Source organism: Nocardioides piscis, assembly GCF_011300215.1.
Taxonomy (GTDB): Bacteria; Actinomycetota; Actinomycetes; order Propionibacteriales; family Nocardioidaceae; genus Nocardioides; species Nocardioides piscis.
Window position 1 is genome coordinate 240,481 of sequence record NZ_CP049866.1, and the last position, 14,588, is coordinate 255,068.

At 70.2% G+C, this 14,588-nt stretch carries 10 protein-coding genes and 3 pseudogenes; 10 read left to right on the forward strand and 3 right to left on the reverse strand.

All coding sequences use genetic code 11. The features are described 5' to 3' along the window. Nucleotide 1: 1 nt before the first annotated feature. From G7071_RS01295 to G7071_RS18875, 3 genes and pseudogenes are all read right to left on the reverse strand, one after another. Nucleotides 2-1,153, reverse strand: coding sequence for a cytochrome P450 (locus tag G7071_RS01295; protein ID WP_246210300.1), 1,152 nt, complete (start codon nucleotides 1,151-1,153; stop codon nucleotides 2-4). Between the two features lie 134 nt (nucleotides 1,154-1,287). Further along, a pseudogene (locus G7071_RS18870) lies at nucleotides 1,288-1,548 on the reverse strand (DUF2249 domain-containing protein); the annotation flags it as partial. 120 nt (nucleotides 1,549-1,668) lie between these two features. Beyond that, nucleotides 1,669-2,079 (reverse strand): annotated as a pseudogene (locus tag G7071_RS18875) (hemerythrin domain-containing protein); the annotation flags it as partial. A gap of 59 nt (nucleotides 2,080-2,138) precedes the next feature. On the opposite strand from G7071_RS18875, the gene G7071_RS01305 reads away from it, so the two are divergent. The 10 genes and pseudogenes from G7071_RS01305 to G7071_RS01350 all read left to right on the forward strand — a co-directional run bounded on the left by G7071_RS01305 (nucleotide 2,139) and on the right by G7071_RS01350 (nucleotide 14,519). After that, a complete protein-coding gene (locus G7071_RS01305; protein WP_246210301.1) occupies nucleotides 2,139-2,852 on the forward strand; it encodes a helix-turn-helix transcriptional regulator in 714 nt (237 codons plus the stop codon). Beyond that, nucleotides 2,849-3,988 carry a hypothetical protein gene (locus tag G7071_RS01310; RefSeq protein WP_206062869.1) on the forward strand — a complete coding sequence of 380 codons (1,140 nt, stop codon included), beginning with the start codon at nucleotides 2,849-2,851 and terminating at the stop codon, nucleotides 3,986-3,988. The genes G7071_RS01305 and G7071_RS01310 overlap by 4 nt, the downstream gene beginning before the upstream one ends. Continuing rightward, nucleotides 3,985-6,660: a multicopper oxidase domain-containing protein gene (locus G7071_RS01315; protein WP_206062870.1), complete on the forward strand. Its 2,676-nt coding sequence runs from the start codon at nucleotides 3,985-3,987 to the stop codon at nucleotides 6,658-6,660. The genes G7071_RS01310 and G7071_RS01315 overlap by 4 nt, the downstream gene beginning before the upstream one ends. A 169-nt stretch (nucleotides 6,661-6,829) precedes the next feature. Further along, nucleotides 6,830-7,210: pseudogene (locus G7071_RS19890) on the forward strand (glycosyltransferase); the annotation flags it as partial. A 53-nt stretch (nucleotides 7,211-7,263) separates the two neighbouring features. Further along, nucleotides 7,264-8,058, forward strand: a complete 795-nt coding sequence (locus G7071_RS01325; RefSeq protein ID WP_246210302.1) for a GtrA family protein — start codon at nucleotides 7,264-7,266, stop codon at nucleotides 8,056-8,058. After that, the gene (locus tag G7071_RS01330) at nucleotides 8,055-9,248 is read left to right on the forward strand and encodes a phosphoenolpyruvate carboxykinase (ATP) (RefSeq protein ID WP_166313962.1); all 1,194 of its coding nucleotides are present in this window, start codon (nucleotides 8,055-8,057) and stop codon (nucleotides 9,246-9,248) included. The genes G7071_RS01325 and G7071_RS01330 overlap by 4 nt, the downstream gene beginning before the upstream one ends. Nucleotides 9,249-9,299: 51 nt before the next feature. Then, on the forward strand, nucleotides 9,300-10,853 hold the full coding sequence (locus tag G7071_RS01335) for an ArnT family glycosyltransferase (RefSeq protein ID WP_166313964.1): 1,554 nt from the start codon (nucleotides 9,300-9,302) through the stop codon (nucleotides 10,851-10,853). Further along, nucleotides 10,850-12,217 (forward strand): phospholipase C, encoded by a 1,368-nt coding sequence (locus G7071_RS01340; protein WP_166313966.1) that lies wholly within the window; start codon nucleotides 10,850-10,852, stop codon nucleotides 12,215-12,217. The genes G7071_RS01335 and G7071_RS01340 overlap by 4 nt, the downstream gene beginning before the upstream one ends. Next, nucleotides 12,214-13,329, forward strand: coding sequence for a hypothetical protein (locus tag G7071_RS01345; protein WP_166313968.1), 1,116 nt, complete (start codon nucleotides 12,214-12,216; stop codon nucleotides 13,327-13,329). Before G7071_RS01340 ends, G7071_RS01345 begins: the two co-directional genes overlap by 4 nt. Continuing rightward, nucleotides 13,326-14,519: an endo-1,3-alpha-glucanase family glycosylhydrolase gene (locus G7071_RS01350; RefSeq protein ID WP_166313970.1), complete on the forward strand. Its 1,194-nt coding sequence runs from the start codon at nucleotides 13,326-13,328 to the stop codon at nucleotides 14,517-14,519. Before G7071_RS01345 ends, G7071_RS01350 begins: the two co-directional genes overlap by 4 nt. The last annotated feature ends 69 nt before the right edge of the window (nucleotides 14,520-14,588 follow it).

Here is a 14,588-nt window from a genome sequence, read left to right on the forward strand (position 1 = left end):
GTCAGCGCAGCACGATCGGCACTCGCGCCCAGCCGCCCATGGGCGGCGTCTCCCTGACCTGCGGGCGATCGGGTGCGAGCTCGATCCAGGTGGTCCGGCGCAGCAGCTCCTCGAGCATCACCCGGAGCTCCATCAGCGTCAGGGCGCGGCCGGGGCACACGTGCGGCCCGGCCCCGAACACCAGGTTGTCGGCGGCGTTGCCGACAGGGTCGTAGCGGTCGGGATCTCCGAAGACCAGCGGATCGCGGTTGGCCGCCGTCCAGTTCAGCAGCACCCGTCCGCCCTCTGCGATGTCCTCGCCCCCGAGCTCGACGGCCCGCGTTGCGATCCGGCGGTTGGAGACGAACGGGTCGTCGATCCGCAGGATCTCCTCGACCGCCGCGTCGAGGGCGGCGCGGTCGTCGTGGGAGACCAGTGCTCGGACCTGTCGCTGGACCTCGGGCGTGGATGCCAGGAAGTGGACGAGCACGCCGACCGAGGTGGCCAGGGACCCGAGGTCGCCGGCCGTCCAGTTGCGGAGGACGGAGACGATCTCGTCGGTGGTCAGCGGCCGGCCGTCGACGGTGTCTCGCAGGAGCTCACTGGTGACGTCGGCGGCAGCCTCGTCGTCGCGACGGAGGTCGAGCAGCTCGCGGATGATGTGGTCGAACCGCTCGGCCACCTCTCTCGTCCGGTCCCGGTCTCCCGACCTCGACGCCGCGTGGTTGTCGCGGATCCACTCGACCAGCCGGTCCTCGAGGTCCGCGGGCCACCCGAGCCAGGTGCACTGTGAGCGCACGGCATACGGCGTGCCGACACTGGCGATGGTCTTCACCGTCACCCCGCGAGGCAGGGCGTCGACGATGGCTGCTGCATGCGCTCGGCACTGCTCCTCCTCGCGCGCGACCCGCTCGTCGGTCAGATATCGGTCGACGACGGCCCGGAAGGCGGCGTGGTCGTCTCCATCCAGGCTGTTGGGGATGGCGCGGCGCGTGGTCACCCGACTCGAGAACGTCTGCGGGTCCGTCGCCGCCGCGACGACCTCGGCGTGCCGCAGGACCATCCAGCTGCCGTCGGCCTGGTGCGCCACGGGACACCTGGAGCGCAGGGCGTCATAGGTGGATCGCGGGTCCTGCCACTCGTGGGCGTCCTCAGCGTCGACCTGGTCTCCCACGAAGTCTCCTCTCGAGCGCAGCGGTTGGGGAAGGGAGGTCCCCGACCGGCTGGGGACCTCCCGGTCCCCAGCCCCATGGACGGTATCGCCCGTCACTCGGGCGCGAAGATCGTGTCGCAGCCCGGTCCTGACGGTCAGATGCTGCGGACCAGGGTGATGCGCCAGGCCTCGGGACCCCGCTCGTTGTAGGTCACCGAGAAGGCAGCGGGCCAACGCTGTTCGAGCTGGGCCAGCAGCGGCAGCGGGTCGTGCGGGGCGACCAGCTCGAGACCGCCGCCCGGGCGGACGGACTCCAGAGCACCGAAGATCGTGGCGTGCCGGATCGCGTGCGGGATCGTCCGCACGTCCAGCTCAGGATGACCGGGACCGTCGACCTCGCCGCAGGAGCAGGTGTGACCACCGCAGCCAGCCTCGGCGTCGCTGCCCTCTGTTCCTTCGGCATGACCGAGGAGCTCGTGCATGCCGCCCAGCAGGTCGTGGAGCGACACGTCGGGGGTGCGGGCCAGCAGCGGCACCAGCAGCTCGTTCTCCTTCGTCAGGTGGCTGTCGAAGACGGCTCGCAGCGCTGTCGCCGTCGCCGCAGCACGCACCGGGTCGGCGGCCTCGGACACCTGGCGCAGCAGCGAGGTGATCACGACGTGCTCACCGAGCATCGCCTCGACCAGCAAGCGGCCCTCGGTCGTCGCCTGTGCCACTGGATAGAGCGCCTTCTCCTCGGCCAGGGCGTGCGGCACGAGCTCACGCTCGCACCACTCCACGAGGTCCTGACGAGCCTGCTCTGCCGCGGCCGGGTCAGGTCGCGAGGCAGCTGCCACCAGCTCTTCGGTGCGGAGCGCGAGGGCACCGGCCATCACCGCGTGGTGCTGCTCGACCGCTTCGGCTGCGTGGGCGTCGGCCTCGTTCGAGGCGATGACGAGTTCGGACATTTTCGTCTCCTTCGGGGGGAACTGTGCGTCGTACGAATGATTTTAGTACACTCTACTCCGTGGAAAATAATCGCCTCGCGCGCACCTCGCCACCCCCCGGTCACGGGCCCCGCCCGAGCAGCGGCCGGGTCCGGGCGCCACTGTCCAGGTCACGCGCCTCGCTGCTCGACGCACTGCTGGCCCAGAACGAGCCGACCACCCTCGCGGCGCTCGTCGCCAGCTCCGGACTGCACGCCAACACGGTGCGCGAGCACCTCGACGGTCTCGTCCGCGACGGCTACGCCCACCGCCGTACGGCCGCCCCCACCGGTCGGGGACGACCCGCCTGGCTCTATCAGGCGATCGGCAGCGACGCGGCTGCGTCGCCGGAATATGCAGGCCTCGCCGCGGCCCTGGCCGCGACCATCCACCGGACGAGCAGCAACCCGGTCGAGGACGCCACCGCCGCCGGCCGGGAGTGGGGCCAGGAGATCGCGCGCGAGCGTGGAGCCCAGCCCAGCTCGAGCGCGATCGCAGCGAGACGAGAGGTCGTCTCCCTGCTCGACGAGGTCGGGTTCGCCCCGCAGGCAGACGCCCGCAGCTCGGTGGTCCGGCTCACCCGGTGCCCGTTGCTGGAGGCGGCGAACAAATATCCCGACGTCGTCTGTGGTGTGCACCTCGGCCTCGCCCAGGGCGCACTCGAGGCGTACGGCGCCGACACCGAGGGCACCGAGCTGGTGCCGTTCGCCGAGCCCGGCGCCTGCCGCCTGCACCTGACGCGGCGTGACGCATGAGCACCGCGACCCGCACGCCGACAGTCACCGCGCGACCACGCGTCCCCGCCCCGCTCCTGCCTCGCCTCGCCCTGCTCGCGCCGGCCGGCTTCGCGCTGCTCGCCGGCCTGGACGCCGCCCTGCTCCTCCTCGGCCTGCCCGCGCCGGTGACGACCGACCGGTTGCCGGACGCGCACGGGATGCTGATGGTCCTCGGCTTCGTCGGCACCCTGATCGCCCTGGAACGGGCCGTCGCGCTGCGACGCCCTCTCGGCTTCGTCGCCCCGGCACTGCTCGGGCTCGGCGCCCTCGCTCTGCTGTCGCCGGCCCCGATGGTCCTCGGCAAGAGCCTCTTCACGGCCGGCGCCGCGGCCCTGGTCGCGTTGTACGTGCCGCTGTGGCGTCGGCAGCGCGACGACGCGGTCCTGTGCCAGGCACTGGGGGCGGTGCTCGTCCTCGGAGCGGCGACGCTGTGGCTCGGCGGCGCGTCCGTCCCGGTCCTGGCGCCGTGGCTGGTCGGGTTCATCGTGCTGACCATCGCCGGCGAGCGGCTCGAGCTGGCCAGGTTGGCGATGGGCCCGGCAGCCGGCAGGACGCTGGTGCTGCTGGCGTCCGGGCTGGCGACCGGGGTGGTGGCCGCCCTGCTGTGGCCACGGCCCGGCACGGCGCTGCTCGGCGCGGCGCTGCTCGCGCTGACCGGGTGGCTGGCAGCCCACGACATCGCCCGGCGCACGATCCACACCACGGGCCTCCCCCGCTACATGGCGGCGTGCATGCTCGCGGGCTACTGCTGGCTCGGTGTCGCCGGCGCGATCTGGCTCCTGGACGGTCCGGCCCTCGACGGCGTGCGCTACGACGCGCTGCTGCACGCCGTGTTCCTCGGCTTCGCGTTCTCGATGATCATGGCCCACGCGCCGGTGATCCTGCCCGCGGTCGTGCGGCGCCCGCTGCCATACCACCGCGCACTCATCGGACCCGCCGTGCTGCTGCACGCCTCCCTGGTGCTGCGGTTGTGGGTGGGCGACGCCCTCGGCAGCCACGGTTCCTGGCTCACCGGCGGCGTCCTCAACATCGTGGCGGTGCTGTCCTTCCTGCTCCTCGCTGTCGGGCTGACGGTCCGCGGCGAGGCCGAGCCGGTCGGGGGTGAGCGGTCGTGACGCGGCCCGACAAGCGTGGCTTCTGGCCACTGCGCGACCTGCCGGTGCTGTTCTGGTTGGCCGCCACGGTCGTGATCACGCTGGTGCACCCGTTCGTGCCGGCGCCCCGCTGGCTGATGATCCACCTGCTGCTGCTCGGCGCAGTCAGCCACGCCATCCTGGTCTGGAGCAGATATTTCACCGACGCGCTCCTGCACTCGGCCGACGAGGACCGTCAGGGCCAGAACCGGCGACTGCTCCTCCTCAACGGCGGCGTGGTCCTCGTCGTGGCCGGCGTCCCGTCCGACGTCTGGCTCCTGACCCTGGCCGGAGCGACCGCCGTCGCCACCGCTGTGCTGTGGCACGGCTGGACGATCCTGCGCCAGCTGCGGACAGCGCTCCCGGCCCGCTTCGGCCCGTCCGTCCGCTTCTATGTGGCGGCTGCGTGCTTCCTGCCCGTCGGGGCCGGCCTCGGCACGGCGCTCGCACGCGGGCTCGGCGACCCGCTGCACACCCGGCTGGCAGTCGCCCACGCTGCGGTCAACCTGCTCGGCTGGGTCGGCCTGACCGTCGTCGGCACCCTGGTGACCCTGTGGCCGACGATGCTCCGGACCCGGATCGCGGCTGGCTCCGAGCGGGCATCGGCCCGCGCCCTGCCGGTGCTGGTCGGCTCGATCGTCGTCGCGGCGGGGGGTGCAGGCGCCGGCCTGCGGCCCGTCGCCGCCCTGGGCATCGCGATGTATGTCGCCGGGTTGCTGGTGATGGCGCCCGCGTTCGCCGACACCCTGCGCCGCAAGCCGCCGTCATCGTTCCCCGCCTGGTCGGTGCTGGCCGGTGTCACCTGGCTGGTGGGCGCCCTGTCCACGCTCGGGCTGGGCATCGCGCTCGCCTCCTCCTGGCAGCGCGTGGACGAGGTGTTCGGCTGGCTGACGCCGTTCCTGGCCGCGGGCTTCGGCGCGCAGGTGCTGCTCGGCGCCCTGTCCTACCTCGTCCCGGTCGCCCTCGGTGGCGGCCCGACGCCCGTCCGGGCGGCCAGTGCGGTCCTGGACCGGGGCGCGCCCCTGCGGCTGGTCGCCGCCAACGCCGGCCTGCTGTTGTGCGCCCTGCCGGTGCCCAGCGTCGTGCGGGTGCTGGCGTCGGTGCTCGTCCTCCTCGCCCTCGGCGCAACGCTGCCGCTGCTCCTGCTGGCGGTTCGGGCGTCGCACCGCGCCAGGTCCGAGACACCGCCCGCGGACCGCGGCCGCACCCCGGAGACGCACGGCCGGCCCGCCGGGCAGGTGGCCGGCCTGGCCGCGACCGGCCTCGCCCTCGCAGTCATGACGGTGGCCGTGGGCGTCGCCGTGGACCCCGCCGCCATCGGCGCCAGTGGTGGCGCCTCGGCGGCCGCGGGTGTTGCGGCCAGTGGCGGAACCACGACCGCGGAGGTGAAGGCGCAGGGCATGCGCTTCGTGCCCGACAAGATCTCGGTGCCGGCCGGCAACCGGCTCGTGATCGTGCTGACCAACACCGACGACGACGTCCACGACCTGGTGCTCGACACCGGGGCCGACAGCGGCCGCCTCACCCCCGGCGAGACCGCGCGCATCGACGTCGGCGTTGTCGGGCGCGGGCTCGAGGGCTGGTGCTCGGTGATCGGGCACAAGCAGATGGGCATGGTGCTCGCCGTCGAGGTGACCGGCACCGCCATCCCCGCCGCTGACACGTCCGGGGACCACTCGTCCCACGAGCACGGTCCGGCCGGCAGCAGTGCCGGCCACTTCCCCGAGGTGGACGATCACGAGGACGACGCTGAGCTCGACGACACTGCGTCCACGCCGGCCACCGACCACCTCGACCTGATGGCCGACCCGGCACCGGGCTTCGAGGCGCGCGACGCGACGCTGCCGCCGTTGCCATCAGGCCGGGTGCATCGCCGGACGTTCGTGGTCCGTGACGTCGAGCGAGAGGTCGCACCTGGGGTGACCCAGCGGCTGTGGACCTTCAACGGGACCGCGCCCGGCCCGGTGCTGCGCGGTCAGGTGGGCGACCGGTTCGAGATCACCCTGGTCAATCGGGGCTCGATCGGTCACTCGATCGACTTCCACGCCGGAGCGCTGGCACCCGAGCGACCGATGCGGACCATCGCTCCGGGCAAGTCGCTCACCTACGAGTTCCGCGCGAACCGTGCAGGGATCTGGATGTATCACTGCTCCACGATGCCGATGTCGGCCCACATCGCCAACGGTCTGTTCGGAGCGGTGGTCATCGAGCCGCCCGACCTGCCCCGTGTGGACCGCACCTATGTGTTGGTGCAGTCCGAGCTCTTCCTCGGCGACCAGGGCGGAGAGGTCGACATGACCAAGCTCGCCGCCGAGGACCCCGACCTCGTCGTCTTCAACGGGGTCGCCAACCAGTACGACCACGAACCCCTGACCGCCCGCGTCGGCGAGCGGGTCCGGGTGTGGGTCCTCGACGCCGGACCCAACCGTGCGACGTCGTTCCACGTCGTCGGCGGCCAGTTCGACACCACCTGGTCCGAGGGGAGCTATCTGCTCCGCCGCGGCACGGGTGGCGCCCAGAGCCTGGGACTGCAGGCGGCGCAGGGCGGGTTCGTGGAGCTGACCTTCCCCGAGGCGGGCGACTACCCGTTCGTCTCGCACGTCATGGTCGATGCCGAGCGGGGTGCCCACGGGTTGTTCCGCGTGGCGCGCTGAGCGAAGCGCCCAGCGACACCGAGAACAGGAACGACCAGGGACCAGGCGCCGGAGCGCGCCCGGGCCCGGTTCTCCAGTTCACTTGATTTGGTGACGCGCATCTCCCGCTTTCCGGACACGCTGGAGCGCACTCGTCGGAGGCCGACGAGGGGTGGGGAGAGGAGCACCGATGTCGACTGTGACGACCGGCGAAGCACGACTCGGCTCGTTCAGGCACCACGGACGAGAGGACTCGTACGGCGACGACGTGACGGCTTCGAGCCCGGCGTCGACCGAGAAGGTCCAGGTCGTCCCACAAGTCAGCGTCATCGTGCCGACCAGGAACGAGCGCGACAACGTGGTGCCGTTGCTGGAGCGGCTGCACGCCGCGTTGGCCGGCACCCCGGCGGAGGTCATCTTCGTCGACGACAGCGAGGACGACACGCCCCGCGTGGTCGAGGACACCGCGCGCACGTACGCCGAGACGAACACGTGCGTCGCAGTCGTCCACCGCTCCGGGGAGGAACGCACCGGTGGCCTGTCGGGAGCCGTGGTCAGCGGCTTCCGGAACGCCCGAGCGCCCTGGGTGGTCGTGATGGACGCGGATCTCCAGCACCCCCGGAGATGGTGCCGCGCCTCCTGCGCGCCGCCATCGACCGTGACGCCGACCTCGTGGTTGCGAGCCGCTACGTCGGCGACGGTGACGCCGACGGGTTGTCGTCGTGGATGCGCAGCCTCGTCTCACTGGGCTCCGGCCGATTGGCGAAGGCGTTCTTCCCCCGGCGGCTGCAGCAGATCACCGACCCCATGAGCGGGCTGTTCCTGGTCCGCCGAGCGGCACTGGATCTCGAGACGTTCAACCCGATCGGCTTCAAGATCCTGCTGGAGATCGCGGTCCGGCTGGCGCCCCTGAAGGTGCTGGAGGTGCCTTTCGTCTTCGCTGAGCGCCACGCAGGCGAGAGCAAGGCGTCGCTCCGCGAAGGAATGAGGTTCGCGCGTCACCTGCTGCGCCTCAAGACCAGCGTGTCGAGCAGCTGGTTCCGCATGGCCGGCGTCGGAACTGTCGGGGGGACCGGGATCGCGGTCAACACCGCCGCGCTCTGGCTGTTCATGGAGCACGCAGGACTCGGCCTCGCGATGGCGGCCCTGCTCGCGACCCAGCTCTCGACAGCGTGGAACTTCGTGCTGTGCGATCGGCTCGTCTACCAACGCCGACGCCAGGGCGGCTGGATGCGGAGCTTCGTGTCCTACGCCCTGCTCAACAACCTCAGCCTGCTGATCCGGCTGCCGCTGATGGGCGTCCTGATCGCCCAGCTCGCCATGGACTACCGCGTCGCCAACATCGCGACGCTCCTGCTCGTGTTCGTCGCCCGGTTCGCGGTCGTGGACCGCACCATCTATCGAGGAGTACCCGCATGACCATCACGTTCCCCACCAGGTCCGCCGCCAGGTCCGCTCCCAGGTCCGCTCCCGCGGCTGCGCCCACACTGCGCAAGCCGTTGTGGCTCGACTACCAGTACGACATCCCCGGCCTGGTCCGCGTCGGCTCGCAGATCCCGCTGCCGGAGCTGGAGTACTTCCGCATCCCGGCCCGGCCCGAACCCAACGGCATCGAGGTCCGCGTCGGGGAGGTCGGCGGACCCATGAGAGCGCACTCCCAAGTGACGTCGGCCGACGGCGTGACCGTCTACGAGGAGCACCTCGGTCGACACGGGTCGAGCTTCCGGGTGGAGATGGGTTCTCCGCTGCACGTGACGGTCGGGCCCTTGCTCGCGAAGTCACCGCACGTGGCCTACACGAACATCATCGAGGCGCTGCTGCGGTTCTATGCCGTCACGAAGGGCAAGATCCTGCTGCACTCGGCCTGTCTCGACATCGGCGGCGTCGGCGTGATGCTCTCTGCCCGCACGGACACCGGCAAGACCGGGACCATCCTGCGGCTGCTGCGCGAGCAACGGGCCACCTTCCTGTCTGACGACATGACGATCGTGGACACCGACGGCCTGGCCAGGACCTTCCCCAAGCCGCTGACGATCAGCCAGCACACCTTGCGTGCGATCGAGGCTGACGACCTGACGGCCAAGGAGTGGCGCAAGCTCCGGCTGCAGAGCCGCCTTCACAGCAAGGAGGGCCGAGGCATCGGCTTGTGGCTGGCCAAGTCGAACCTGCCGATCATGGCCATGAACGCGGTGACCCAACGCATCGTGCCGCCCCCGAAGTACACCGCAGGCCGGCTCGTGCCGTGCCTGACCATGGACTCGGTCAGGGTGCGCGAGCTGTTCATCATCGAGCGATCTGCGCACTGCCTGGAACCGATCGAGCTCGACGACGCTGTCTCCGAGCTGCTGGAGAACACCGACGACGCCTACGGGTTCCCGCCCTTCGCGACCTTCGCGCCGACCATCGTGATGGACGGAATGGGGTGGGCCGAGCTGCGGGCCAGGGAGGAACAGATCCTGCGTGAGGCTCTGGCGTCCGGCATCCGCGTGCGGCGCCTGGGATCTGACTGCTTCGACTGGGCCGACAGGATCCCCCAGCTGCTGCTCGAGGGCGGCCACCAGCAGGTGGCGCACGAGCGGGCGGCGGACACTGTCCCGCTCGTCAGCTGAGGGTCGTCATGAGGGACCGCGCGTGGGGCGCAGGGACGCATGGGGGCACAGGTGAGCTTGCTAGATGACCGGAAGGCTGCTCAGCACGCGCCGGCACACCATCCGCAGGACGTCTCGCGGGAGCCCAGGACCTCCGGTTCTGGGCTCCTAGCGGGTGTCCTGATCCTGGGCCTGGTCGTTCGACTGGCCTGGATCAACTCCGTCGGCTTCAACAGCGACGAGGCCGTCTATGCGGGTCAGGCCGCGTCCATCGCCGGGGACGAGGAGCTGTTCCCCTACTTCCCGATCTTCCGCGCCCACCCCTTGCTGTTCCAGACCACGGTTTCGTTGGCCTACCAGTTCGGGACCAGCGACGTCCTCGGCCGCCTGGTCTCGGTGGCGTTCGGCATGGCGACGATCGTGCTCACCTACTACCTCGGGCGCACGATGTACGGCCCCCGCGCCGGCCTGCTCGCCGCACTCGTGATCGCCGTGATGCCCTACCAGGTGGTGGTCACGCGCCAGGTGCTCCTGGACGGGGCGATGGTCACCTTCTCGACGCTGGCTCTGCTGATGACCGCCATGTATGGCAAGACACGTCACGGTGGGTGGCTGGTGGCGGCCGGGGCCGCGCTCGGGCTGACCTGTCTCACCAAGGAGACCGGTGTGCTGCTGGTGGGCAGCGTCTATGCCTTCCTGGCCCTCGCCCAACACCTCGGAACGAGGGTGCGAACGGCAGTGCTGGCACTGAGCGTCTGGTTGGTGGTGTTCGCTCCCTACCCGGTGTCGCTCAAGTTCGCCGACCGCGGCGAGACCGGTCAGAACTTCCTGGCCTGGCAGCTCTTCCGCAGGCCGAACCATGACTGGAAGTTCTATGCCGAGGTCGTGCCGCCCGCGATCGGCTGGGGTGTCGTCGCTGTCGCCGTCGCCGCGGTCGTCGTCTCCCGGAAGCGGTGGAGCTGGCGGGAGACGCTGCTGGTCTGTTGGATCGCTGTCCCGATCGTCGTGTTCGAGATCTGGGCGGTGAAGGGTTTCCAATACCTCCTCCCGATCAGCACGCCGGTCGCGGTGCTCGCGGCGATGGGCGTCGTCAGGCTCACGGCACACGTCGGCAGGTGGCGCACCCCTGTCACGGTGGCCATGGTCGCAGCCGTCTTCCTCAGCTGCCTGGTCCCCACGATCGCCCGCATCCGTCCGTCCGAGAGCGACACCTTCCTCGCCGGCAGCGGTGGGGTTCCGGGCGGGCGTGAGACCGGGCACTGGATCCGCGACAACGTCCCCGAAGGGGCCCAGATGCTCGCCCTCGGACCGTCCATGGCGAACATCATCGAGTTCTACGGGCGGCGCCGGGTCTACGGGTTGTCGGTCAGCACCAATCCACTGAACCGCAACCCCACCTACCAGCCCATCCCCAACCCAGACCTGGCGATCCGACGCAACACGCTGCAGTACCTCGTGTGGGACTCGTTCTCCGCGGGCAGGTCGCCCTTCTACTCCGCGAGGATGCGCCGCTACGTCGAGCGCTACAACGGCCGCGCCATCCACACGGAGTCGGTGTCCGTGCGCGGACGCGACGGGGAGACGGTGACCAAACCGGTCATCATCGTCTACGAGGTGCGGCCATGAGCGCCCGCCCGCTCCGTCGCGCAGTCTCCGCGGCCGCTGTCGTCACCGCCATCGTGCTGCTGACGGTTGCTCCTGGCCTGCCTGGCGCCGACGCCGACGCACGAGACAGCGCTCCTCCCACTGCCACGCCCATCAAGCACTTCATCAGTCTCATGCAGGAGAACCACACGTTCGACAACTACTTCGGCACCTATCCGGGCGCCGACGGCATCCCGCCCGGCACCTGCATGCCCACCGGCACACCCGGGGAGTGCGTGGAGCCCTGGCACCTCACCGGGACGGCCACCGAGGACCTCGGTCACAACTTCGAGACGTTCGAGAACCAGTACAACGGCGGGAAGATGGACGGCTTCCTCACCACGTTCTCCGACGCGCGCATGGAGAACCCGGACCTCCCGATGGGCTACTACGACCGCACGGACCTGCCCTTCTACTGGAACGTGGCCGATGAGTTCGTGCTCTTCGACCGCAACTTCACGTCCGCGAACGCGGGGAGCGTCGCCAACCACATGTACTGGGTGACCGGCACCCCCGGTGGGGAGACGGAGACGATCCCGGACGAGGGCTTCAAGGTGCCGACGATCTTCGACCGTCTGCAGGAAGCCGGGATCTCCTGGAAGTTCTACGTCGAGAACTACGACCCCCGGATCACGTTCCGCTCGCGCGGAGTGAGTGACCGCGGTTCGCAGGTCATCTGGTGCCCGCTGCTCGCCTACGCCCGTTTCGTCGACGACCCGGAGCTCAACAGCCGCATCGTGTCCATGGATGAGTACTACAAGGACCTGGAGGAAGGGACCCTCCCTGCGGTCAGCTACCTCGTGCCGTCGGGGTCGAGCGAGCACCCGCCGGGAAGCATCGCCGCCGGTCAGGCCTTCGTGTCCAACCTGATCAGTGCACTGATGCGAAGCAGCTCGTGGTCATCCTCAGCGTTCATGTGGACCTATGACGACTGGGGCGGCTTCTACGACCACGTGGCCCCGCCGCAGGTCGACGACCACGGCTACGGTTTCCGGGCTCCGGCGCTGCTCGTCAGCGCCTACGCCAAGCAGGGCCACATCGACCACACCGAGATCGACTTCACCTCCCAGCTGAAGTTCATCCAGGAGAACTGGGGCCTGCGCCCCCTCGCCGAGCGCGATGCGGCGGCGAACGGTTTGTCATCAGCATTCGACTTCCGTGCTCCACCGCGCGAGCCCAAGTTCGTGAGCCCGGAGGTGAAGCCGGAGGTTGTCCGGGTCGACGGCCAGGACGTCGTCTACACGAGCTACGGCATCGGGCTCCTCCTCGGGACCGGCATCAGCCTGGCTGCAGTCCTGCACGTGGGCCGTCACCACCGAGCACGAGCGGGGGTTCGACAAAGATGAGCGTCAGGTCGATCTTCCACGTGCTCCTGGTCGGCGCAGGCCTGATCCTCACCATCAGCGCAACGTCCCTGGCCCCGGTTGTCGCCGCGTCGGGAGCGCCCGCGGTCGAGTGCGTGCCGAACCCGGCCCGCAGCCTGGTCGTGGCCACGGTGCCACGCGTGCAGGGATTCGCGTTCCAGGTCGACGAGCGGCGCTATCGGACAGGCCGGTCCGGCACGGTCCGGATCGAGCCGGTGACCTGCCCGGAAGGAGTCGAGGCTCTCGCCCCGATCACCGAGAAGATCGACCAGGGCAACGGCACGACTGCGACGTTCGACGCGTGGTACGGCTCGGAGCTGATCGAGCGGGAGCGTGGCGACGGCACCTTGTATGCCGCCTTCAGCCAGGACGTGCAGGTGGACCTGAAGCTCGTGGACCTCGCCGACCGACCGGTCGCTCGTGACGCCGTGGGAACGATCGTCATCAAGGGGAGCACTGGTGCATTGGAGGAGCTGAAGCCCGGCGATTCCACTCTCACCCTGCATGCCAGCCGCGTCGTCCGCTTCTCCAACGGCCTGGTCAGCAAGGACATCCTCTGGTCAGTGCAGAGCGCGGACGTCGAGGGGAACACGGCCGTCAACCGCGGGCAGGTCCGCTTCGAGCCGCGGAAGACGCGCTCGGTCACGGTGCCGCTGATGCTCTTCACACTGCGAGTTGCGGTGCGCGACGTCATCCTGCGCCGCTCGGTCGGCGACCGCGTCGTCGTCGTGTCACCTGACGGGTCGAAACGCGGCGTGCGGCTCGACTCCGAGGCGAGCGGCGAAGTCGCCGCGCTCGCCCGCGGCCACTACCTCCTGCGGGCGAGTGGCGGCTCGATCGCGATGGGCTTCGAACAGCCCGTCGCAGTCTCGCGGCCGCAGGAGGCCGAGCTCACCGTCATCAGCCGCGCCGACCTAATCATCGCTGGCGGGGCGGTCTTCTCGGTGGCCATCGGACTGCTCGTCGTCGGCTGGCGTCTACGTGGACGAGCCGGGCGGCCGAAGCAGCCTGTGGCACCACTGCCCGAGGAACACCCAGAGGGGCCGGCTGTCCGCGATGAGACCGGCCGCAGCCCGGAGAAGGCGACGACATGAACCGACTCCCTCGATTTCTCATCACCGTGCTGCTCGTCCTGGGGACACTGGGAACCACTGCGCCTGCGTCGTACGCGAACGACGAGGTGGGCTTCCCCGTGCTCGCCTACTACTACATCTGGTACACGCCGACCTCTTGGGACAGGGCCAAGACCGACCTGCCCCTGCTCGGGCGCTACTCGAGCGACGAGAAATCGGTGATGGCGGCGCACGCGCGCGACGCGAAGTCCGCCGGTCTCGACGGGTTCCTGGTGAGCTGGAAGCACACGCCGGACCTCGATCGGCGTCTGGGGCTGATGGTCGAGACTGCACGTGAGCACGACCTGACGCTGGGCATCGTCTACCAGGGCCTCGACTTCTTCCGGCGGCCGCTCCCGCCGGCGCGGGTCGCCGACGACCTCCGATGGTTCGTCGACCAGTACGGCGACGACCCGGTCTTCTCCGTGCAGGGACGTCCGCTGGTCATCTGGTCGGGGACCTGGGAGTCGACTCCCCGCCAGATCGGGCGGGTGACGTCGCAGGTCCGCGACCGCGCCCGGGTGCTTGCCTCCCAGCGCAGCGCAGAGGAGTACGACGCGGTCGCGCCCCACGTGGACGGCAACGCCTACTACTGGTCGGCCATGGACCCATACGTCGACACGTGGGCGCAGGAACGGCTCGACGAGCTGTCCGCAGCCGTGCATGCCTCGGGCGGGCTGTGGATCCCCTCCGTCTCGCCGGGATTCGACGCTCGACTGGTGGGAGGACACCGGCTGATCGAACGACACGACGGCGACACGCTGCGCGAGGAGTGGCGGCTCGCGGTGAACTCCTCGCCGGACGCTGTGGCGATCCTCAGCTGGAACGAGTTCAGCGAGAACTCGCACGTCGAGCCGAGCACGCGCTACGGCAACGAGAGCCTGCGCGCGCTCGCATCCATCCTCTCCGCGACCGTTCCGGACGAGATCGCCGCCGACTCCAGCGCTCCCGGCGGCGGCGCAGGGTTTCCCGTCCGTCCGGTCGCACTGCTGGTCGTGGCGTTCGGCACCATCGCCGGATCGCTGTCGGCGCTCGTGCGACGGCGGCTGCGCAACCGGCAGGGGGTAGAGACGACGGCGGACGGACCGGACGAGGACCTCGATCTCGACGGCTGGGAAGCGGACGACGACCGCCTGAGGCTGGCGCTGAGGCGGAGGTCCGACCCATGGTGAGGCCCCAGGACAGCGGCACTCGTTCCCGGCGAGCCACGGCAGCGTGGCTGGTCGGCGTCCTGGGTGCTC

Bases quoted from the DNA above. Each gene is read 5' to 3' on its own strand.
- G7071_RS01310 (WP_206062869.1), top strand. From the start codon at position 2,849: ATGAGCACCGCGACCCGCACGCCGACAGTCACCGCGCGACCACGCGTC.
- G7071_RS01325 (WP_246210302.1), top strand. From the start codon at position 7,264: ATGGTGCCGCGCCTCCTGCGCGCCGCCATCGACCGTGACGCCGACCTC.
- G7071_RS01330 (WP_166313962.1), top strand. From the start codon at position 8,055: ATGACCATCACGTTCCCCACCAGGTCCGCCGCCAGGTCCGCTCCCAGG.
- G7071_RS01340 (WP_166313966.1), top strand. From the start codon at position 10,850: ATGAGCGCCCGCCCGCTCCGTCGCGCAGTCTCCGCGGCCGCTGTCGTC.
- G7071_RS01345 (WP_166313968.1), top strand. From the start codon at position 12,214: ATGAGCGTCAGGTCGATCTTCCACGTGCTCCTGGTCGGCGCAGGCCTG.
- G7071_RS01350 (WP_166313970.1), top strand. From the start codon at position 13,326: ATGAACCGACTCCCTCGATTTCTCATCACCGTGCTGCTCGTCCTGGGG.